The organism is Synechococcus sp. WC10meta (assembly GCF_047461475.1).
The window spans coordinates 1-20,709 of the sequence record NZ_JANSHF010000004.1 but is presented as its reverse complement, the minus strand read 5'-3'; the positions used below and the strand labels follow the sequence as shown (position 1 = coordinate 20,709).

At 59.7% G+C, this 20,709-nt stretch carries 21 protein-coding genes and 1 pseudogene; 9 read left to right on the top strand and 13 right to left on the bottom strand.

All coding sequences use genetic code 11. The features are described 5' to 3' along the window. Window positions 1-33 precede the first annotated feature (33 nt). Window positions 34-2,277 (bottom strand): 5-methyltetrahydropteroyltriglutamate--homocysteine S-methyltransferase, encoded by a 2,244-nt coding sequence (gene metE, locus NW804_RS02995; protein ID WP_414410624.1) that lies wholly within the window; start codon window positions 2,275-2,277, stop codon window positions 34-36. A 124-nt stretch (window positions 2,278-2,401) separates the two neighbouring features. Further along, a complete protein-coding gene (locus tag NW804_RS02990) occupies window positions 2,402-2,932 on the bottom strand; it encodes a low molecular weight protein-tyrosine-phosphatase (RefSeq protein ID WP_414404904.1) in 531 nt (176 codons plus the stop codon). A gap of 148 nt (window positions 2,933-3,080) precedes the next feature. Between NW804_RS02990 and NW804_RS02985 the strand changes: the two genes are divergently transcribed. Further along, the gene (locus NW804_RS02985) at window positions 3,081-3,329 is read left to right on the top strand and encodes a hypothetical protein (protein WP_414410623.1); all 249 of its coding nucleotides are present in this window, start codon (window positions 3,081-3,083) and stop codon (window positions 3,327-3,329) included. Between the two features lie 27 nt (window positions 3,330-3,356). Beyond that, on the top strand, window positions 3,357-4,007 hold the full coding sequence (locus tag NW804_RS02980; RefSeq protein WP_414410622.1) for an ABC transporter ATP-binding protein: 651 nt from the start codon (window positions 3,357-3,359) through the stop codon (window positions 4,005-4,007). Here the strand turns inward: NW804_RS02980 and NW804_RS02975 are convergent. Continuing rightward, the gene (locus NW804_RS02975) at window positions 3,998-5,092 is read right to left on the bottom strand and encodes a murein hydrolase activator EnvC family protein (RefSeq protein ID WP_414422825.1); all 1,095 of its coding nucleotides are present in this window, start codon (window positions 5,090-5,092) and stop codon (window positions 3,998-4,000) included. The two genes, NW804_RS02980 and NW804_RS02975, sit on opposite strands and share 10 nt — an antisense overlap. A gap of 223 nt (window positions 5,093-5,315) precedes the next feature. On the opposite strand from NW804_RS02975, the gene eda reads away from it, so the two are divergent. From eda to NW804_RS02960, 3 genes are read left to right on the top strand one after another with little or no spacing between them, the layout of a single operon-like run. Beyond that, window positions 5,316-6,026, top strand: a complete 711-nt coding sequence (gene eda, locus NW804_RS02970; RefSeq protein ID WP_414422824.1) for a bifunctional 4-hydroxy-2-oxoglutarate aldolase/2-dehydro-3-deoxy-phosphogluconate aldolase — start codon at window positions 5,316-5,318, stop codon at window positions 6,024-6,026. 27 nt (window positions 6,027-6,053) lie between these two features. Then, window positions 6,054-6,560: an rRNA maturation RNase YbeY gene (gene ybeY, locus NW804_RS02965; protein WP_414394046.1), complete on the top strand. Its 507-nt coding sequence runs from the start codon at window positions 6,054-6,056 to the stop codon at window positions 6,558-6,560. 37 nt (window positions 6,561-6,597) lie between these two features. After that, on the top strand, window positions 6,598-7,041 hold the full coding sequence (locus tag NW804_RS02960; protein WP_414394048.1) for a diacylglycerol kinase family protein: 444 nt from the start codon (window positions 6,598-6,600) through the stop codon (window positions 7,039-7,041). Here the strand turns inward: NW804_RS02960 and NW804_RS02955 are convergent. The 3 genes and pseudogenes from NW804_RS02955 to purB all read right to left on the bottom strand — a co-directional run bounded on the left by NW804_RS02955 (window position 7,038) and on the right by purB (window position 10,779). Beyond that, window positions 7,038-8,405 (bottom strand): FAD-binding oxidoreductase, encoded by a 1,368-nt coding sequence (locus NW804_RS02955; RefSeq protein ID WP_414422823.1) that lies wholly within the window; start codon window positions 8,403-8,405, stop codon window positions 7,038-7,040. The two genes, NW804_RS02960 and NW804_RS02955, sit on opposite strands and share 4 nt — an antisense overlap. A gap of 86 nt (window positions 8,406-8,491) precedes the next feature. Next, window positions 8,492-9,474 (bottom strand): annotated as a pseudogene (locus NW804_RS02950) (aspartate carbamoyltransferase catalytic subunit). A 9-nt stretch (window positions 9,475-9,483) separates the two neighbouring features. Next, on the bottom strand, window positions 9,484-10,779 hold the full coding sequence (purB, locus tag NW804_RS02945; protein WP_414394053.1) for an adenylosuccinate lyase: 1,296 nt from the start codon (window positions 10,777-10,779) through the stop codon (window positions 9,484-9,486). 148 nt (window positions 10,780-10,927) lie between these two features. On the opposite strand from purB, the gene NW804_RS02940 reads away from it, so the two are divergent. Further along, on the top strand, window positions 10,928-11,509 hold the full coding sequence (locus tag NW804_RS02940; RefSeq protein ID WP_414410617.1) for a Uma2 family endonuclease: 582 nt from the start codon (window positions 10,928-10,930) through the stop codon (window positions 11,507-11,509). Between the two features lie 81 nt (window positions 11,510-11,590). Then, entirely contained in the window at window positions 11,591-12,070 is a 480-nt protein-coding gene (locus tag NW804_RS02935; protein WP_414422822.1) for a tetratricopeptide repeat protein, read from the top strand. Between the two features lie 14 nt (window positions 12,071-12,084). Here the strand turns inward: NW804_RS02935 and lipB are convergent, their stop codons facing one another. Next, entirely contained in the window at window positions 12,085-12,801 is a 717-nt protein-coding gene (gene lipB, locus NW804_RS02930; RefSeq protein ID WP_414410615.1) for a lipoyl(octanoyl) transferase LipB, read from the bottom strand. A gap of 79 nt (window positions 12,802-12,880) precedes the next feature. Continuing rightward, on the bottom strand, window positions 12,881-13,213 hold the full coding sequence (trxA, locus tag NW804_RS02925) for a thioredoxin (protein WP_414394061.1): 333 nt from the start codon (window positions 13,211-13,213) through the stop codon (window positions 12,881-12,883). A 189-nt stretch (window positions 13,214-13,402) separates the two neighbouring features. Here trxA and NW804_RS02920 point away from each other — a divergent pair, with 189 nt between their 5' ends. Then, window positions 13,403-14,659, top strand: a complete 1,257-nt coding sequence (locus NW804_RS02920; protein WP_414422821.1) for a hypothetical protein — start codon at window positions 13,403-13,405, stop codon at window positions 14,657-14,659. Here NW804_RS02920 and NW804_RS02915 read toward each other — a convergent pair. From NW804_RS02915 to NW804_RS02900, 4 genes are all read right to left on the bottom strand, one after another. Then, entirely contained in the window at window positions 14,634-16,352 is a 1,719-nt protein-coding gene (locus NW804_RS02915) for a SulP family inorganic anion transporter (protein ID WP_414422820.1), read from the bottom strand. The two genes, NW804_RS02920 and NW804_RS02915, sit on opposite strands and share 26 nt — an antisense overlap. A 65-nt stretch (window positions 16,353-16,417) precedes the next feature. After that, window positions 16,418-16,999, bottom strand: a complete 582-nt coding sequence (locus NW804_RS02910) for a rhodanese-like domain-containing protein (RefSeq protein WP_414410666.1) — start codon at window positions 16,997-16,999, stop codon at window positions 16,418-16,420. Between the two features lie 19 nt (window positions 17,000-17,018). Continuing rightward, window positions 17,019-17,486: a DUF29 domain-containing protein gene (locus NW804_RS02905; RefSeq protein WP_414422819.1), complete on the bottom strand. Its 468-nt coding sequence runs from the start codon at window positions 17,484-17,486 to the stop codon at window positions 17,019-17,021. A gap of 97 nt (window positions 17,487-17,583) precedes the next feature. Next, a complete protein-coding gene (locus NW804_RS02900; RefSeq protein ID WP_414422818.1) occupies window positions 17,584-18,300 on the bottom strand; it encodes an MBL fold metallo-hydrolase in 717 nt (238 codons plus the stop codon). A gap of 108 nt (window positions 18,301-18,408) precedes the next feature. Here NW804_RS02900 and NW804_RS02895 point away from each other — a divergent pair, with 108 nt between their 5' ends. Beyond that, entirely contained in the window at window positions 18,409-18,816 is a 408-nt protein-coding gene (locus NW804_RS02895; protein WP_414420679.1) for an ArsR/SmtB family transcription factor, read from the top strand. A 49-nt stretch (window positions 18,817-18,865) separates the two neighbouring features. Here the strand turns inward: NW804_RS02895 and ilvD are convergent, their stop codons facing one another. Then, a complete protein-coding gene (ilvD, locus tag NW804_RS02890) occupies window positions 18,866-20,563 on the bottom strand; it encodes a dihydroxy-acid dehydratase (protein ID WP_414422817.1) in 1,698 nt (565 codons plus the stop codon). Window positions 20,564-20,709 lie beyond the last annotated feature (146 nt).

The window sequence follows — 20,709 nt, the reverse complement described above, 5'->3', positions numbered from 1 at the left end:
ACCACCGCCTCCTCTCTATGGCGGCAAGTTGTTTTACTGGGCTGAGGAAGAGATTTCTTCCCGCAGCGTTTTTGCTGCTGCCACCATGTTCTTCAAAGCAGGGATGACCTCCTCCCAGCGGCGGGTTTTCAGTCCACAGTCAGGATTTACCCAGATTTGCTGCAGTGGCAGAAGCTCCACAGCGGTCTTCAGTTGTTGAACAATCTGCTCTACAGTAGGTACTACTGGGCTGTGGACGTCGTAAACTCCATTCCCCACTTGATGTTGGTAGCCTGCCTCCGCAATTTGTCGCAGGGTTTCGTTGTTGCTGCGGCTATTTTCAATGGACAGTACATCTGCGTCCAAGCGCTGAATGTGGGGCATGATGTCGCCAAACTCTGAGTAACACATGTGAGTGTGAATTTGGGTTTCCGGCTTAGCAACGCCTGCAGTCAAGCGAAAAGCGTCTACCGCCCAAGATAAGTATTCATCCCAACGTTCTTGCTTTAGGGGTAGACCCTCCCGCAGGGCTGGCTCATCAATTTGCACCATCTTGGCGCCTGCAGCCTCCAGGTCAGCCACCTCATCCCGCAATGCCAAAGCAATTTGCATTGCCTGCTCCCGTCTTGGGAGATCGTCCCGTGCAAAAGACCAGTTCAATAGGGTTACGGGCCCTGTTAACATCCCTTTTACAATTTTGGAAGTCAGGGATTGGGCCACACGAAACTCCCGCACCGTCATGGGCTGGCGGCGCGCCACGTCACCATAGATAATGGGTGGACGTACGCAACGGCTACCGTAGCTCTGCACCCAGCCGTGTTCTGTAAAGGCAAAGCCTTCTAGCTGTTGCCCGAAAAACTCCACCATATCGGTGCGCTCGAATTCCCCGTGAACCAAAACGTCTAGCCCCACCTCCTCCTGCCACCGGATGCAACGGGCAATTTCCGCATCAATGGCTGCTTCGTACTCCGCCTGAGTGATCTCGCCACGTTTGCGCTTGACCCGCAGTTGTCGTACTTCCTCAGTTTGGGGAAACGAGCCAATGGTGGTGGTGGGCAAAAAGGGCAGTTGAGGCTGCAGAGGGCGGCGTTGGTCGTAGGGTAGAGCACGCTCCAGGCTTTGGGGGGTTATCTGGCGAACTCGCTCCCGTACAGTTGGATTTGGGGGGCTAAACTGGGCAAATTCCTGCCACTGGGCTTCAATGACAGCCAGTTGCTCTTGGGCTGCTGAACCTCCCTGGGCCAGGAGGACAACTTCCTCTAGCTTCTGTTCTGCAAAACTCAGCACTTGACGCAGAGGAGTGGGCAGGTGGGTTTCCCGTCGGGCATCATAGGGCACAAATTGCAAGGACGCAGAAGGCTGAATTCGCAAATTGGTGGTAACCTTTTGGATGCTCTCTAGGATAGAAAGCACCCGCTGGGGACGAATTTTCCAGACGTTGCGCGCATCAACCAGACCCACGCCCAATTGCTTGCTCCGGGGAAAGCCATATGTCTGCAGAAGTTCTAAATTGTTCCCCCGCGTAAAATCTAGACCAATGCCTGCCACTGGCAATTCCACAACCCAGGGATAGGTGTTCCCCAAGTCATCAAAATAGGTTACAAGGTGAATTGGAACCTCCGCAGTGGCCAATTGGGTATACGTAGTTGTAATTGCTTCTCTTAGGGCTTCTGCTCGGCTTGTAACTAAGATTGGCTCGTGGAACTGCACTTCAGTAACGCCACGCGCAGCGAGCTGCCTCAGCAACTCAGCATACAAGGGCAGTAAACGATGCAAATGCTCTTGCAAACTTCCCTTGAGGCGACTCAGGCAAAGTAGGGTTACGGGGCTAAGAATGATGGGAACAGCTCTTTGTCCCAGAAGGCTTTGTGCTTGGTTAACTACTTCCAGGAAACTAGAAAAATCCGCTTTAGGTTGAGTATCCTCATCGATCTCTGGCACTAGGTAATGGTAGTTGGTATCAAACCACTTGGTCATTTCCAGGGCCGGGATATTCTCTTTCCCTCGGGCCATGGCAAAGTACTGGTCGAGACCCGACAAGTGGCGAAACCGCTTGGGGATCAGTCCCAAAAATACAACCCAGTCCAGAACCAAGTCATAGAGAGAAGTGTCTCCAATACCGATATGGTCAATACCTGCATCTTTCTGGGTTTGCCAGTTGGCCAACATCACCTGTTGCAGGCTTTGGTGGAGACTAGTTGCGTCAGATTTTTGACTCCAAAAGGACTCCAGCGCCTTCTTCAGCTCACGATTTTTACCAATTCGGGGGTAACCCAAAGTTGCTGTGGGAAAGGTCATAGCTCCACCCTTACAACAAAAAGTACACTTCCGGCTGGGAAAGAGTTTTCTGCTAGGGGCTAGTTGTTGTAGAGAAGCTTCTAGGCATTAACCGACTATTCTAGGGCTTACCTAGCAGGCCTGCCTATGCAGCAGGAGGGGATGCAGAAGGCTGGGAAGGCTGGGTTGGCAACGGCGGGCATTGGATCCCAGGGATTAGCGACTCTAGGAGACCGCTGCAGGCATCCCAAAGTAGCTCGATGACATAGTGAAATCCAGCCTCGCCCCCATAGTACGGGTCTGGAACTTCTTCATCGGTGTGAGAACGACAGTAGCTGCAGATTAGGCGCACCTTCTCGGCGTATTTCCTCTGGGGATCTAGGCTCAGGATATCTCGGTAATTTTGCCGATCCATGGCCAGGATCAAGTCGAACTCCCGCAGATCCAGAGGATGGATTTGGCGGGCCCGGCCCTGCAGCTCTAGCCCGTAGCGCTGGGCAACCTGACGCATGCGCCGATCCGGTGGGCTGCCAATGTGATAGGCGGCTGTCCCTGCCGAGTCACAAAGGATGGCTTCTTCGTAGCCGCTGCTGCGCAGCAAGTAGTTGGTGATTCCCTCAGCAGCGGGAGAACGGCAGATGTTGCCCAGACACACGAACAAAAGCTTTTGGGTCATGAGTGACAGCAGTGAGCGTTTTCCCTTGTATTATCTCGCGGAAGTAGGCAGGGGCGGAGAAAACCTCCTCCCGAATCTTGCTGGGTTTGGGCGGCAGCAGAGTGGATTCTTGGCCAAAATGGAGCTAGTTCCGCTGGTTAAGTCCTCTATGCCAGATGCCACTCACTACCCCCATCCTCAGGATGTGGCCAATCTTATTCTCTACCTGCAAACGGAGCTAGCTCTGTTCGAACAATGGGCTGCCCAAGAAGGGATCCCACCTGCCGCCCTGCGCCCAATCGAGCGGTCGCAAGAAGCTTTGCGGCGGGCTGTGGATCAATTTGAGCTGCGGGAGTGGTACCGCGAACTCACCTATGGCTTCCGGGAGCAGCTTGGGCGCCTAGAAGAATGGCTTTAGTCTTCAACTCTTCCAGCTCAGGCGCCCATGTTGCAGGTGCAGCACCTTTTCTACCATCCGGCAGCCCTTCCCCAGCCGATTCTTCGCGACCTCTCCTTTGAGCTGGGCTTGAACCAGTTGGGGCTGATTGTGGGCAAAAGTGGGGCTGGCAAAAGCACCCTGCTGGAAATTTTGGCCGGCTTGGCGCGGCCCACACGCGGGCGGATTGCCTGGGGAGGAACAGAGCTCTCTCCTCAGCAGCTGCGCAGCCTGGCAGGGCTGGTGTTTCAGTTTCCCGAGCGGCACTTCTGTGGCCTGACGGTGCTGGAAGAAATGCGCTTTGGCCACCCGGAGCTGACCCCAAAGGAAGTTGAGAACGCCCTCAAACAAGTGGGACTAGAAGGGATCCCTCTCCAGAGCTCCCCCAACCGCCTCAGTGGCGGGCAACAGCGGCGCCTGGCCTTGGCGGTGCAGCTTGTTCGCGGCCCCCTGTTGCTGCTGCTGGATGAGCCGACAGCGGGGCTAGACTGGTCGGTGCGACAGCAGGTGATCGAGCTGTTGGCCCGGCTGAAATCCACTTGGACGGTGCTGGTGGTTTCCCACGACCCAGAGGAGCTGTCTTCTATTGCCGATGTGCGCTGGCTTTTGCAGGCGGGATCCCTGCAGCCCCTGCCGGCAGAGGCGTTGCTCTACAGATAGCGGCGGGGATCGACCGGCTGGCCGTTGACTCGCACCTCAAAGTGAACGTGGGGGCCGGTGGAAAGGCCAGTGGAGCCGGAAGCAGCAATGACTTGCCCGCGCTGAACCTTTTGGCCTACCCCTGCGGTGATGCGGCTGTTGTGGGCGTAGAGGGTCGTGATACCGCCGCCGTGGTTGACAATGACCGTGTAGCCGTAGCCGCCGTACCAGCCGGCGTAGATGACGGTGCCTCGGTCTGACGCTCTCACGGGGGTGCCAGTGGGCACACCAAAATCGATCCCGGTGTGGAAGCGGCTGATGCCATAGATGGGGTGAACCCGCCAGCCGAAGCCGCTGGTGATCGGCCCGTGCGCCGGTGGGATCAGCCGGCCTGTTCCCTGAACAGGATCCCTGCCCCCTCGCTGCTGAGCCTGTTGGGCGATCAGGTATTGGATGAGACGGGTCAGCTGTTGGGAGTCGGCTTCCAGACGCCGTTGGGCTGCCTCGTAGGCAGCACGCTCTTTGGCCAAGCGGCTTATGAGCTGCTCTTGGAGGGCAGCCTGCTGCTGCAGTTGGTTTTTCTGAGCCGCCAGCTCCTGCAGGATTAGGGAGATCTCGTTGCGCTGCGCCTCCAGGGCAATGCGCTGTTGCTCCACCTCCTTGGCCATCGCCTGCAGCTTTTGGATTAACTGCCGATCCGCCTCGATCAACAGTTGCAATTGGTGGCGGCGGTCAAAAAACTCGTTGAGGTCACGGCTGGTGAGCAGCAAAGCCCACCACTGTTCAGCTCCCTGCCGCTGCATGTAGCGTAAGCGGGCAGCCGTACCCCGTTGCTGCCGTCTCAGGCGCTCTTCCAGCTCTTGCAACTCTTGCTGCGCTTGCTCTAGCCCTTTCTGGGCTTGCTCGAGCCGGTATTGGTTGTCCCGCAGGCTAACTTCGGTCTGTTGAAGGTTTCGCTGCAGGGATCCCATGCGCCGGCGGGCTTCTTCTTCAGCTTGGCGCAGCTCCCCAAGACGGCGCCGGGTGCGCTGGATTTGCTGTTGGATGTGCTGCTGCCGCTGTTGCAGTTGGTGGACACTCTGCGCCTGCGATGGAGCAACCCTCATCCATCCTCCCCACAGCAGGAGGGCCAGCAACCCCAGAATTGCCCATGCCTTTAGGCTGCTTGCCTTCCTCCTGAGACTCATCGCTCCCCCCACTCTCAGCAGCTACCGCCCCTAAAGATACCAAGGGCGGTCGTTTGCGACCTATCAGGCTACTGGCTGGTAAGGCAAAACCGAGCTCCAGTGCAGAAAATGGTGGTAAACCTAAGCTGGGCAACTGCAAAAGATGGCCTTCGAGAGTTCTGAACGCAGTTTCAGGAATGGGTCACAGCACCTCTGGCTACTTGACTTATGGCAGCAGCCCTTGATTGCCGTGATTCGCCTCTTGGCCAGCCACGCCCAAGCCCTGGCGGGGGCCACTCTGGCCATCCGAGCCGGGATCCGCCACATCGAAATCACCACGCAAGTTCCCCAGTATTTGCAGCTAGTTAGCCACCTGCGACAGGAGTACCCGCAGTGTTGGGTAGGGGTGGGCAGTGTCTTCAATCGGCAGATGGCAGAGCAAGCTTGGCAGGCAGGAGCCCAGTTCTGTGTTTGCCCCTTCACCGACGAGAACCTCATCCGCTGGGGCCAGGAGGTGGGGCTGCCCATCGTTGCCGGTGCGCTCACCCCCAGCGAGATCTGGAGAGCTTGGCAAGCAGGGGCAGCGGCAGTGAAGGTGTTTCCAGCAGAAAGCCTGGGAGGACCCCGCTACTTGCGCCACCTCCAGCCAGTGCTGGGATCCCTGCCTTTGATCCCAACCGGCGGGGTTACCCTAGCCAATGCTGCGGAGTACTTGCGGGCAGGGGCCTGGGCCGTCGGCCTTGCTGGGGATCTGTTCCCGGCGGAGTTGTTTAACGATAGCCAACAGAGGTTGGAAAACCGGCTACGGCAAGCGCTGGCGCAGCTTGTCGAACAGAGGAAGGCAGCCCCAGCTCCCAAGCCGAGCTTAACTTGAGCAAGCCAGTAGAATAGGGGGCATGGTGTGAGCGAGAGCTGCATGGAGGGGTTTCTGGATCTGTACCTGGAGCTGCAGGTCCCCAGCCCCATTGAGGAGGCCACTTGGCGACGTTGGTTTGAGGTTTGGTTGGGTAAGCTGGGGGTGACGGATCCCTGCGAACTCAGCCTCTGCCTTACTTCCGACGAACGCATTCGCCAGCTCAACCGCGAGTTTCGTCACATCGACGCCCCCACCGATGTGCTGGCCTTTGCCGCTGAGGAAATGGCTGCTCCTGTGGAGGTGCAGAAGCTAACAGGAGTGCGTCTACTGGGGGATATTGTGATTTCTGTGCCTACCGCCTGCGCCCAGGCCAAGGCGCAAGGACACTCACTGTCCCACGAGCTGGCCTGGCTGGCCAGTCACGGGCTGCTGCATCTTCTGGGGTGGGATCACCCCGATGAACTTTCCCTACAGCGCATGCTACAGCAACAGCAAAACCTGCTTGCTGCCATCCAAGAAGATTTGGAGGTGGCTCATGGCCGACAGCCCTAGTCGCTTTCCCTCGCCCCTGCGCTGGGCAGATGATTCTATGGCCCCGGTTGAGTCTCCAAGGGAGGATCCCTGGCGGCGCCCCCTTTCTTGGTGCGTGGCCACCAACCTGGGCAAGAGTTTTTACTATGCGGGCAGGGGCTTGCTGTACGCCGTTCGCACCCAGCGCAACTTTCGCATCCACCTCCTGGCAGCGGTGTTGGCCTTTGGCTTGGGCCTGGCCCTGCGGTTGAGCGCCGTGGAGATGGCCTTGATCAGCCTGACCAGTGGTCTGGTGATGGCTCTCGAGCTGGTGAATACTGCCCTAGAAGCAGTGGTGGATCTCACCTTGGGCAGTCGCTATCACCTGCTGGCAGAAGTTGCCAAAGACTGTGCTGCTGGGGCAGTGTTGGTGGCAGCGCTGGCTTCTGTGGCGGTGGCAGCTTGGCTGTTTCTCCCGCCCTTGCTGCTGCTATTGCCCCAGCATCTGCCTTCCCCCTTTTAAGCAGAGGCTCGGCCTTGCCAGGTGCGCGTCTTGCCCGGGTTGAGCAGCCCATAGGGATCCACCTCTTCTTTGAAACGGACCTGGCGCGGATCCATCACCTTGCGGCCTCCCTCTTCGAGGATGAAGGTGTGGGGGTTGGCGATGAACACTCCCTGGGCCTCGTGGTAGCGCATGATCTCGTTGAGCCGCTCTTCGGTGGTAAAGCGGACAATTTGGAGACCCACGGGGGTGGCCTGTCCCCCAAGGCGAATCATTTCCAAGTGCATCAGCACTTCGTCGCCAAAGTGCTCGTACAGATGCTGCACCAGCTTCAGCTCCCGGTCAGGCGGGAAAATCGACTGCAGATAGGTCAAATTGGGATCCACGCTGCGGCAGTGCAGAGTGGTGTGGTTCCAGGAAAATTCCCCCAGCGAGATCCCTTTGGCGGCCTCCTGGGCCGTTTTGTTGTAGACCACCTGGCCGCCATGCTCCCGGATGAGCTCTAGCAGCGGCTCCAGGCTGCATTCGGCCACCATCAACAGGGCTACCGCAGATCCCTCCGGCAAATAACCCCGTAGCGGCGCGAAATAGCTGGGGATCGGCCAAGCATGCAGGCTGATGAGTTTTTTTAGGATGCCATCGGCAGCGGCCAGAGCCTGGCCAAACCGGGCGCAGGGCATAAACCCCCCCTCAGGAGGGAAGGCTACAATCAGTTCTGCCCACGGGTAAGCCGGCGCCAGGGGGATCTCCACCTCGGTGATGATCCCGGTGAGGCCCCAGGCGTGGCTGACTTTGAACACGTCGTCTCCCCGCAGCTCCAGGATCCGCGGCTCTTCCTCCACCGTCACCACCCGCAGTCCTAGAATGTTTCCTCGATCCAGCAGTTGGCCGTAGGTAACGGAGCCAATGCCGCCGCTGCCCCCGGCAATGAAGCCGCCGATGGTGGCTGTGCGGTAGGTGGAAGGAGCCATGCGGATCTCCCAACCCATCTCGCGGGTGTGTTTGTCAATGGCAGCCAGCTTGGCCCCTGCCTGCACCCGCGCTAGCCCCGGCTTGGCCCAGATCACCTGATTGAGCTTGCTCATCTCTAGGATCACGCCGCCAGCTAGGGGAATGCACTGGCCGTAGTTGCCAGTGCCCGCCCCCCGTACGGTGAGAGGAAGCCGCCACTTGGCACAGGCTGCTGCCACTCGCTTGACCTCTTGTTCGTTTGCTGGGCGCACCACCACATCCCCTCGCTTGTCGCTCAACTGCCGGCTGAGCACAGGGCTGTAGTGGTAAAAGTCCAGGGACAACTTGGCCACTTCTGACGGATCAGTAATGGTTTCAATGTCGGCCAGCTCCGAGAGCAAGCCCTGCAGCTTTTCAGCGGCGACAATGGTCATAGGGATCCTCTCTAGGGGTAAGGTCTTGATCCCATCATTACCAACAAGGAGCCGCCAGCAAGCCAGACTAGCGGTAGAGCTGGGCTCTAGGCTGGGATCCGCCCCCGCCCCCCATCAGGTACAGCAGCGCCATGCGCACCGCCACGCCGTGGGCAACCTGCCGCTCGATGAGGTTGAGGTCGGGGTCCTCCATCACCTCAGAACTGAGTTCGACGCCGCGGTTAACCGGACCGGGGTGTAAGACCCTTACTTCTGGGTGGCACAGGCGCAGCCGCTGCCGGGTGAGGCCGAAAAGGTGGTGGTATTCCTGCAAGCTGGGGAGGAGGAATTCGCTCATCCGCTCTTGCTGCAAGCGCAGGGCAATGACAAAGCGGGCTCCTTCCAGGGCTGGCTCCAACTGCCAGTGCACTGGCAGGGTATGGCCGGGTACAAACTGAGCAAAGTCTTTCGGCAGCAGGGTAGGTGGGCCGGCCAGGTGGACGTCTGCGCCAGCAGCCACCAGGGCGTAGATGTTGGAGCGAGCCACCCGCGAGTGGAGGATGTCGCCGACAATGGCCACTTTCACCCCCTGGAGCAGCTCGAGGCGAGGCCGCTGGGGATCCAGATGGCTACAGAGGGTAAACAAATCCAGCAGCCCTTGAGTGGGGTGTTCGTGCAGGCCGTCTCCCGCATTCAACACCCCCGTATGGGATCCGCGCCGGTCGATCTCGGCGGCCAACTGCTGCGGCACCCCGGCCTGGGCGTGGCGGACGATGAGCACGTCGGAGCCCATGGCCAAGAAGGTGCGAACTGTATCCAGAATGGTTTCCCCCTTGGCCAGGGAAGAAGTGCCGGGGGAAAAGTTGAGCACATCGGCTGACAGGCGCTTGGCCGCCAGCTCAAAGCTGCTGCGGGTGCGGGTGGAAGGCTCGAAAAACAGCGTCACTACCACCTTTCCCTGCAGGGTGGGCACCTTGGGCAGCCGCCGGGTCAACACTTCCTGAAAGCTGGCGGCGGTTTGCAAAACGATCTGGTATTCTTCCGGAGTAAAATCCGCCAGGCCCAAAACGTGCTGCCGCTGCCAAACCATAGGGGATCCTCAAATGCCCAGGCGGGCAAAGATCTCGTCTAGGTGGGTGAGGTGCCGCTGCGGGTCAAAGCAGGCCTGCAACTCCGCCTCGCTCAGGTGGGCCATCACCCGGGGATCTGCCAGCAGATTGGCGCGGAAATCCCCGCCAGGCTGGTTCCAGGCGCGGTGAGCATTCTCTTGGACAAGACGGTAGGCTTCCTCACGGCTCAAGCCCTTTTCCACTAAAGCCAAAAGCACCTGCTGGCTGAAGACAACACCGCCGTAGAGGGTGAGGTTGCGCTCCATGTTGGCAGGGTAAACCTGTAGGTGGCGCACCAAATCCGCCATGTTGACCAGCAAATAGTGGCAGAGAATGGAAGCATCGGGCAGGATTACCCGCTCCACCGAGCTGTGGGAGATGTCCCGCTCGTGCCAGAGGGGGATATTTTCCAAGGCCGAGAGGGCGTACCCCCTTAGGAGGCGAGCGATCCCTGTCAGTTGTTCGGCTTTGATGGGGTTGCGCTTGTGAGGCATGGCGGAGGAGCCTTTTTGGCCGGGGGCAAAGTACTCTTCGGCCTCCAACACCTCCGTCCGCTGCAGGTGGCGGATCTCGGTGGCAAAGCGCTCCAGGGAAGACCCAATCAAGGCCAAAGTCTGCACATACTCGGCGTGGCGATCCCGCGAGATCACCTGGGTTGAGACCGTATCCGGCTTGAGGCCCAAGCGGGCGCAGGCCAACTGCTCCACCTGGGGGGGCACATTGGCGTAGGTGCCCACAGCCCCAGAGATCTTTCCCACGGCCACCACTTCCCGCAGGCGCGCCAGGCGCTCCTGATGGCGCAGGCACTCGGCCAGCCAGCCGGCCAGCTTGAAGCCAAAGGTGATGGGCTCAGCATGGACGCCGTGGGTGCGGCCAATCATGAGGGTGTAGCGGTGTTGCCGAGCTTGCTCACGCAGCGCAGCGATGAGATCCGCTAGGCGAGCTTGCAGGAGCTCCACAGAGGCCACTAGCTGCAGGGCCAGGGCTGTATCCAACACATCCGAGCTGGTCAGGCCTAGGTGGATGTAACGTCCCGCCTCACCCACGTGCTCGTTGAGATTGGTCAAGAAGGCGATGACGTCGTGCTTCACTTCCGCCTCAATTTCCAAAACCCGCGCTGGGTCAAAAGCGGCTTTGGCTTTGATCTCCTGCAGGGCCTCTTGAGGGATCCGCCCCAGCTCCGCCTGGGCTTCACAAACGGCCAGTTCTACCTGCAGCCAGGTTTGGAGCTTGTGGGCGGTGGACCAGATCTGGCCCATTTCCGGCAGAGTGTAGCGCTCGATCAAGGTGCCTTTCCCGTCAGTACGATAGGATAAGCCAAGCTATTCTAGCGTTTGGCCTCCCCGCTTGAGTTATCCCCGCAGCTTTGACCTACGCTGCCGCCAGACTGTTTAAGAGCGGGAAATTGACCTAGAAGCAACAGGGAGTTTGCAGATGACCCTTGGAGCTGCGCTATCGCAGGAAGGAAGATCTTGGACAGCGGAAGCTTTCATGGCGTTGTCCAAAGAGGGGCATCGCTATGAAGTTGTTGATGGAAAGCCAATTGATATGGGAAGTGCAGGGGCACTCCATGGTTATGTCTGCAGTCTCCTATTAGCGGCTTTAGCCCCCTACGTTTTGTCCAAGAAGCTGGGAGTCGTTTTAGATTCCAGCACTGCTTTTAAGATGAAGAGTGGCAATTGGCGCTCCCCTGACATTTCTTTTTTTGCCAAAGAACGCTTGCAGGGCATGACCGAACTGCCCATAGGATTTTTAGAGGGTGCCCCCGATCTGGCTGTTGAAGTGCTCTCTTCCGGCAATACAATCGAAGAAATTCATGACAAGCTGGTGGAGTACTTTGAAAATGGCAGCCGCCTGGTTTGGCTCGTCCACCCCATTGAGCACTACATCCTGGTGTATCGCAGCTCTGAAGAGCCCGATCGTCTCCTCAAATCGGTAGATCTTCTAGAGGGTGAAGAAGTCATTCCAGGATTTGCCCTGCCTGTTTCTCATCTATTCCAGAAGCTTTCCTTTTAAGTCCAATTGAGGTTCAAGAGTTGCCCCTCTTGCCGACAGTTTATGCTGGAGTGGCTTGGGATCCTTAGCAGTGCAGAGCCAATGAAGCGTCGATTGGGAAGGGTGGCCCTGATCAGTTTCCTAACAGCATTCTTGGCTGCTGCCCCTGCTCTCTCTTTGCCAACTCCTGCTGAGAGTACTTCAGGCCCCAAAACGGCTTCTGAGTTCAACTGGCAGGGATCCCTCAAGTTGTTGCGGGGGGATCCGATGGCGGCTTTGGCAGATCTGGATCGAGCAGTGCAGTTGGATCCCACCTATGCGCCGGCCTACGTGAACCGCAGCTACGTTTACAACTCCTTGCGCCAGCCCCAAGAAGCTCTGGTCGATGCCGAGCGGGCCATCCAGTTGGATCCGGGGATCCCGGAAGCCTACTTCAGCCGTGGCATAGCCCACCTGCAAATGGGGAAGCGAGAGGCCGCTATGGCCGACTTTCGCCAGGCGTTGGCTCTCTTTTCCAAAAGCGGCAACTTTGCCGATCAAACCATCATTCAGCAACTGCTGCGCCAATTGGGGGTGGAGTAAGCAACCGGCTAAGTTCAGCTTTCTTCCTTGCCCCCCAGCCACTCCTCTAGGGAAACTGCCTGGGCCTGCAGCCCGAAGACTTCACAAAAAGACTTCACCAGCACTGGGGCCACAGCAGCCATCGTCACCTCCGGACAAAACTGCACCAGGGATCCCACAGGTCGGTCAGGGATCCCACAGGGCACGATGGCCTCGAAGGCAGCTAGATCTGGACAGACGTTGAGGGCAAAGCCGTGGTAGGTGATCCAGCGGGAGACCTTGATGCCAATGGCGGCCACTTTGTGCCCTTCCACCCAAACCCCCGTTAGGCCAGGGATCCGCTCCCCCCTCAAGCCAAAGTAAGCCACAGTCTCGATGACCACCTGCTCCAGTTGGCGTAGGTACCAGTGGATATCCAGACAGTGGCGTTTGAGGTTGAGGATTGCATACCCCACCCACTGCCCTGGCCCGTGGTAGGTCACTTCGCCGCCCCGCTCCACCCGCAGGATTTCCGGCCCTCCAGTAGCAGGGGACTCTGGCTGAGTGTCCGGAGATCCTATCTGTCCAGGGAGGCTTTTGAGAAACTTGGGATCAGCCCCTGCCCCCAGGGTGTACACCGGCGGGTGGGTAAGCAACAGTAGCCCATCCGGTAGCTGGGGATTGCGGATCATCTGGGTCAGTCTGGTCTGCTGCCAAGCCCAGGCTTTGCGGTAGGGCACCTCTCCCGGCAGGTGGACGTGTAGAACTGGCACACCCAAATAGCCCTCAAGCCCTGGCAAAGACCTAGTGCCGCCCTCGCTGCCTATCCGGGAACTAGCCGTCGGCCGGGACCTAGCCTACCGACAGATTGACTTGCGCCCGCAACCGCTCCACCAAGGCGCGAGGCTGCAGCAGTCCCTCGATGCGGTCAACCGGCCTCCCGTCCTTGAACAAGATGAGGGTCGGCACGGCGTAGATCCCCCAGCGAGCGGCAATGTTGGGGTACTTGTCTATATCTACCTTCACGAAAGCAATGGCGTCCCCCACCTGGGGCTTCACCTGCTCCAACACCTGCGCCATTACCTGACAGGGACCACACCAGGTGGCGTAAAAATCCACCAGAATGGGAGTTTTGGATCCCTGGATCATGTCGTCAAAGCTTTTGAACCACTGTTTCTGGGCCATGGCAACCAAAGAATGCAACCTATTTGCAGTCTAAGTGTTTGAGATGGAAATGTGGGTAGAGATTCTGCTACAGCTTGCTTTCGGCTTCCCGGTAGGATGGCTAGGGCTTGGCCGGTACCTGTAGTCTAGGGAGCGAACTTGAAGGAAGGGAGAGGCTTTAGCAGGGCTTAACGAAGGAGTGGGATCCCGATGGCAACAATCCGGATGGTGAGCCGAGGTGTGGTGGCCGGGGTACTGGGTGGGATGCTCTTGAGCTTCTGGGGGATCGGGCGTTGGCTGTGGGATCCCTCGGCCTGGATCCAGGTGGCGGCCGGCCTGCTCTTGAGCGGGGGGACGTTGCTGTACTGGCTAAGAACCCGCCCCGCCGACTGCTTGGTGGTGGAGCCGCAGAGCTGGCGCCTCAACCGCCTCAGCCCCGACCGCTGGCTCATCCAGGCCGACTTTGTCGCCCGCAATCTCAACCCCCTTTTTGAGGTCACCTTGGCCCAGGTGGAGCCGCGACTGCATCTGCTCAGCACCAGCTCCGTCGAGGGGATCCATACCCAAATTCGCCTCCGCTCCCGTCACCCCGACTTGCCTCCTCGCCAAGACAACTACTGGCAGGCTTACATCATCACCCCCCAAAGCCAGACTGGCCTAGAAGTCGAGATTGAACTAGGGGGGGAAGGACTGGCAGATTTGCGCTCGGCCTGGCTGGAGCTGGACTACGTCCAGTACGGGCGGCAGCGGCGTACCCTCAAGACTAGCCACCTCATCTTGCCGCTGCAGGAAGTGGATCCCTTGGCGGAGCTGTGCTGGCAGCAGCAGGGGCTGGTGAGTTGGGCTGCCATTCCCACCCATCTGCTCACCCCCAGCGATGACCTGGCTGAGGTGTTGCGGCGCTACGTGGGCCCCCACTTCCAACCCGGCGATGTCGTGGCCCTTTCCGAGAGTGCTGTAGCCATTGTGCAGGGCAACTTTCGCCATCCCCTGCAGGTGCAGCCTGGCTGGCTGGCTCGCACCCTGTGCTACTTCTTCCCCTCCAAGACCAGTCTCTCAAGCTGCTATGGCATGCAGACGCTCATTGACTGTTCGGGGGCCTGGCGAGTACTGGGGGCCTTTGTGGCGGGATCCCTGGCTAAGCTGCTGGGGATCCCAGGGGTGTTCTATGCCCTGGCGGGGGAGCAGGCGGATCTCATCGACGATGTCACCGGCACCTTGCCCCCCTATGACCAGTTCATTGTCTTGGGACCACGGGATCCAGCCAAGCTGGTGGCCGAGCTCTACGCCCAGACCGGCTACGAGGTGGCCATTGTGGATGCCAACGACCTGGGCGAAGTCAACGTCTTGGCGGCCAGCCCAGGTGTGGAGCGGGAGCTGGTGGAGCAGGCTCTGCGCAAGAACCCGGCGGGCAATGCGGCAGAGCAAACGCCGATTGTGCTCATCCGGAAGCGGCTGCCGGCATAGAGGTCACCTGGGATTTGAGAGCCTGCATCGCCTGGTGGGTGGACAAGAAGAAGCGCTCGGCGCCCACTTTCTCCACAAACCCCGCCATTTTGAGGCGATCCATCACCGGCCCCTTCACCTTGGCCAGGGCAAAGCCCACCCCCATTTGGCGCAGACGTTCCACCAACTGAGTCAGCACCTCCAAAGCGCTGCCGTCGATGAAGTTAATGGCGCTGGCCACCAGCAGCACCTGTTCCACTGCTGGCCGCGCTGCCACCTCTTGCAGCAGATACTCCTGCAGGTAGGCGGCGTTGGCAAAAAACAGGCTTTCATCCACCCGCACTGCCAGGATGCGCGGATCGGTAAGCACCTCATGGCGCAGCACGTTGCGGTAGTGCTCGGTGCCAGGCACCTGGCCGACAATGGCGATGTGGGGACGGCTGGCCCGCCAGAGGAAGAGGAGGATAGACACCAGCACTCCCAGCCCAATCCCCGGCTCCACCCCGATCCCCAGCACGCCGGCAAAGGTAGCCAACCAAACCAAGGCATCGCCGCGGTCGTAGCGCCAGCTCTGCAGCAAGGGGTGAAAATCCACCAGTCCCAGCACTGCCACCAGCACAATAGCTGCTAGGGTCGTCTGGGGCAGGAAGGTAAACAGAGGCATCAGCCAGCTCACCGCCAGGGCTATCAGGGATCCCGTCACCACCGAAGCCAGGCCGCTGTTGGCCCCGGCCTGAAAGTTAACTACTGAGCGGCTGATCCCACCCGTTACCGGGTAGCCACCACTTGCGGCTGCGGCCAGGTTGGCCACCCCCAGGGCCACCAGATCCTGGTTGGGATCCACTTTCTGCCGCCGCTGGCTGGCCAGCGACTGACCTACCGCATAGCTTTCTGTAAAGCCCACCAAGCTAATGGCCAAGGCTGTGGGCAGCAAAGCTCGCCACTCTGGCCAGCTCAGCCAAGGGAAGGTCAGGGGGGGCAAACCCGCCGGAATGGATCCCACCACCGCCACTCCTGATCTTTCCGAGAGGTTCAACCCCCACACCAGCAGCGTGGTCAGGAAGACGGCTCCCAGCGGCGCGCCCTTGGTGAGAAGTAGGCTCCAGAGAGGCGGGATCCCCCAGCGGCGCAGTTGAGCGGGGAGCTTCTGCTGGGCGTACACCAAGAGGGTGATGGCCAACAGCCCCAGCCCCAGGGTGACCCAGTTTACCCCCTCCAGGCTCTGCCAAAGCCGTTGCAGCAGCAGCCAGAAGGACTCGGTGTTGGCGATCTTCACCCCCAACAGATGGCGGAGCTGGCTGAAGGCGATGATTAGGGCTGCGGCGCTGCCAAAGGCCGTTACCACCGAGCGGCTCAAGAAATTGGCCAAAAACCCCAGCCGCAGTAGCCCTACCCCTACCTGGATCAGGCCCGCTTCTAGAGCCAAGCCCAGCGCCAACCGGCCATACTCCGGGCTGCTCGGCTCAGCCAGCGGCTCCAAGCCCGAGGCCACCAGCAAGGAGATGATGGCCACCGGCCCCACCGACAAAGCTCGGCTGGATCCTAGAAAGCCGTAGGCGATGACCGGCAGGATAGCAGCGTAGAGACCTGTCTGGGGAGGCAGCCCAGCTAGCAGCGCATAGGCCATGCTCTGAGGCACCAGGAGAGTGGCTGTAACCAGTCCGGCAATGAGATCCCCTGGCAGATCCTCTGGCCGATACCGAAGCCACCACAAGGAATCCCTGGTAAAGGGCAGGTAGCGCGCCGGGATTCCCTGTCTGGAAGAGGAAGGGATCCCGCTCATAGGGCCTGACCTCGGTTCCAGGGCATGCGGGCCAAAAGCAGCGCCAGACCACAGGTGTTGGTGATCCCGGCAAACACCAGCCCAGCTCCCACAAAGCCGCTCAACACCAGCCAGGCCGGATGGACAAAGGCTCCCAGCAAGGTTCCGGTGAGCACCAGGGATCCCGCCGCAATTTGCACCTGCCGCATTAGCGAAATGGGCGCGTTGCGGGTGCGGGTGGTGGGCAGCTTGGCAGCCTTCCAAGCCTCAATCCCGCCTTTTAGACTAAGCACCTCCGGCCAGCCGTGGTCTAGCAACTGACAGGCAGCGCGGATGGAGCGACTGCCCATGCGACACTGCAACACTACCGGTTTTTCCGGCGTCGAGGCCGGCACCCTGGCCGGGTCAAAGGTAGATAGAGGCATGTTGATCGCCCCCGGGATCCGCTCGTCATGGTACTCTGCCGGCTCCCGCACATCGATGAGCTGTACCCGCCCTTGATCCAGCCACTGCTTTAAGGTCAGGGCGTCGATCTCCTTGAGACGGGGATCCCGTTCCTGCTGAGCGGAAGGCGTAGGATTTTGTCGGGCTACAGTCATTGGTTTCCTCCTCGGGTAACTAACCTTCTTCCTCAAGCAACCTGCTGGGCTCGCCAGGGTAAAACTGGCTATCCAGGATTTGCTCGGGAGCGTAAGGACACGTCTTGGGAAAAGTCTTTCTGGGCAGCTTGGTCTCTTCCAGAGCTAGCTGGAGCGCCCTCAGGTAAGACTTGGAGATGGCCTCCGGCAAATAGGGCCTCAAGCTTGGGCTTTCCTCCAGCAGATCTAGAACCTCCTGTCGCTGCACCTGTAGGGTAAGAAGCCAGCTTACCGATCTAGCCTGCGGCTGATACTCCCATTTCAGGAGGTGCCCCACCAAAACCCCCAGCTGGTTGCGCAGCTCTTGCCGCTGTTGCCTGCCCAACGATTCCATCTCCTCAATCAAATGGGGCAGGTCTAGCTTCTCCCAAGCCCGCTTCCTCAGAAATTGAGCTTGTTGCTGAGTCCAAGCATAGAAATCCTTCTCATAGAGACTTTCTGGATCCACTCTCAACCCTCCCCCTTCTGACCCGCCAGCTCGGAGAAGTCTAGCTAGCCCCGCAGGCTTTACAGCCAGGCTCTCCCACCCAAGAGGGTTTGCCCCACTAAACCGCGGCTGCCACTTGGCCGCACTGCTCGTTGGCGGGCAGGGCTTCCTGGATCTTCTTGGGCTGAGGCAGGTTGAGGCTGTTCATCAAGGCGATGAAGCTCTCCCGCGAACGCAGCTTGCCCGTCTGTAGATCCACAAAGCGGGGGTTCCAGCGCTTCTCTTCGCCAATGGTGGAGACGGTGTGCCCACGGTAGTCGTGGCCGGGATAGACCAGCGTCTCGTCTGGCAGGGTAAACAGGTGCTGCGTAACGTGGTCGTACATCAGGCCAGGATCCCCACTTTGGAAATCCGTGCGCCCACAGCCGCGAATGAGCAAGGAGTCTCCGGTGAGAATGCGATCCCCATGGACGCGATAGCTCATGTGGCTGTCGGTGTGGCCCAGGGTGGCGATGGCCTCGATGGTGATGGATCCCACCTGCAGCGTTTCCCCATGGCCAATGAAGCGGTCGGCACATTGGGCTTTGGCCTGGACTGGCACCACCCCTTGGCAGCCGGTCAACTCGCGCAGCTTGCCCGTGCCGGTGATGTGGTCGGCGTGAACGTGGGTCTCGAGACAGTACTTCAACGTCAGACCCAGCTCTCGAATTAACTTCAAGTCCCGCTCCACCTGCTCCAATACGGGATCCACCAGCGCCGCCTCGCGGGCGTTTGGGTCTGCAACTAAGTAGGTGTAAGTGCTTGTCTCGGCGTCGAACAGTTGGCGAAATAGCATGTTACCCTTCTGTCTGTTGGCAAAGACCTGAACGCCATTTGGGCCTCTGGAAACACTATATAACCATTTAGTGTTAAAATCAAGCCAGCACAGCCCTCAAGACGGTCTATGGATGGGGACGAGCTCGCGAAAGGCGGCAAAGACGAGCGCCAGTTGACCCTGACGCCAGAAGTGCTGACCAGCGTGGCGGAGTACTTCAAGGTTTTGGCGGAGCCCAGCCGCCTGCAGATCCTGTGTCAGTTGCGCTCGGGGCCCAAGAACGTCACCCAAATCCTAGAGGCCACTGGCATGGGCCAGGCCAACGTTTCCAAACATCTCAAGATCCTGGCGCAGGCAGGGATCGTCAGCCGCGAGCCCAAGGGCGTGAGTGTCTACTACCAAATTGCAGATCCCGTCTGTTTTGAGCTGTGCGAGGTGGTGTGCAAGCAGTTGATTAAGCGGCTTAAGCAGCAAGCCCAGCAATGGGAGCCGCTGGCGGCCCTTCACTCCAGCAGGCTGAGCCGCGAAGGCTCTTGAGGGAGGCGGTACTCAGGGGAAGGCTCAGCAGCCCGAACTCCCCTCCCGTTCACTCCCACAAGTTCAGATCGGTCACCGCCCCCAGGCTGCTGCTGGAGACCAGCTTGGCATACTTGGCCAGAATACCTCGTTTGTAGCGGGGCTCGGGCGGAACCCAGCGGGCGCGGCGGCTGGCCAGCTCCTCTTCGCTGACATGCAGGTGGAGGAGGCGAGCAGGGGCATCGATGGTGATCAAATCCCCTTCTTCCACGAGGGCAATGGGGCCGCCTACATAGGCCTCAGGGGCCACATGGCCCACCACCATGCCGTAGGTGCCGCCAGAGAAGCGGCCATCGGTAATCAACCCCACGCTATCTCCTAGACCAGCGCCGATGATGGCCGAAGTAGGGGAGAGCATCTCCCGCATGCCAGGGCCGCCCTTAGGGCCCTCGTAGCGGATCACCACTACGTCCCCCGGTCGAATCTGGCCGGCGAGGATAGCCTCCAGACAGGACTCTTCCGAGTTGAAGACCCGCGCTGGCCCCGTGATCTTCGGATTCTTGACGCCGCTGATCTTGGCCACTGCCCCTTCAGGCGCGAGGTTGCCTTTGAGGATGGCTATGTGCCCTTGGGGGTAAAGGGGGCTATGCCAGGGGCGAATCACCTCTTGATCTGGGCTGGGCTCGTCCGGCACGTCCCGCAGGACTTCGGCAATTGTTTGTCCAGAGATGGTGAGGCAGTCGCCGTGCAGCAAGCCGTGGTTGAGCAGGATCTTCATCACCTGCGGGATCCCGCCGGCCCGGTGCAGATCAGTGGTTACAAACCGGCCCGAAGGCTTGAGGTCACAGAGAACAGGCACGCGGGCGCGGATGGTCTCAAAGTCATCCAGCGTCAGGGGCACCTCTGCCGCGTGGGCAATGGCCAGGAAGTGGAGCACGGCGTTGGTGGATCCCCCTACGGCCATGATGACCGAAATGGCGTTCTCGATGCTCTGGCGGGTGATGATGTCCCGCGGCCGGATATTAGCTTTGATGGCTTCGGCCAAGACTTTGGCCGATTGAGCGGCGCTTTCGGCCTTCTCTTCGTCCTCTGCCGCCATGGTGGAGGAATAGGGCAGGCTCATGCCCATAGCCTCAAAGGCGCTGGACATGGTGTTGGCCGTGTACATGCCGCCGCAGGATCCGGCACCGGGGCAGGCGTGGCGCTCGACTGCCAGCAGCTCTTCCTCAGAGATGCGGCCAGCACTATACTCCCCTACCGCTTCAAAGGCGCTGACAATGGTGAGGTCGCGGCCATTGTAGTGGCCGGGCTTGATGGTGCCGCCATAGACAAAGATAGAGGGCACGTTGAGGCGGGCCATGGCGATCATCGCCCCCGGCATGTTCTTGTCGCAGCCGCCGATGGCCAAGAGACCATCCATGCTCTGGCCGTTGACCACCGTCTCGATGGAATCGGCAATCACCTCCCGCGACACCAGGGAGTACTTCATTCCCTCAGTGCCCATGGAAATGCCGTCGCTAATGGTGATGGTGCCGAAGACCTGAGGCATGCAGCCGGCCTCCCTCAGGGCAGCTTCAGCCCGCTCGGCCAAGGCTTGGATCCCGATGTTGCAAGGGGTGATGGTGCTGTGGGCGTTGGCGATGCCGACAATGGGCTTGCCGAAATCCTCATCGCGGAAGCCCACTGCCCTGAGCATGGCGCGGTTGGGAGAGCGCTGCACTCCCTGGGTGACGACTTGGCTGCGCAGTGGAGAAGGAGGGTTGGCCATCATGGAACAGAGCGGGACGACAAGCCCCCGCTGGGATAAGTAGAACCCATCCTACCGCTCTGAAAGACCTATACAACGCTGGACAAAAGCGGACTTTTGCTCCAGGTTGACGCTTTCTTCCTGCTTCCACGACCCGTAGCTAGTGG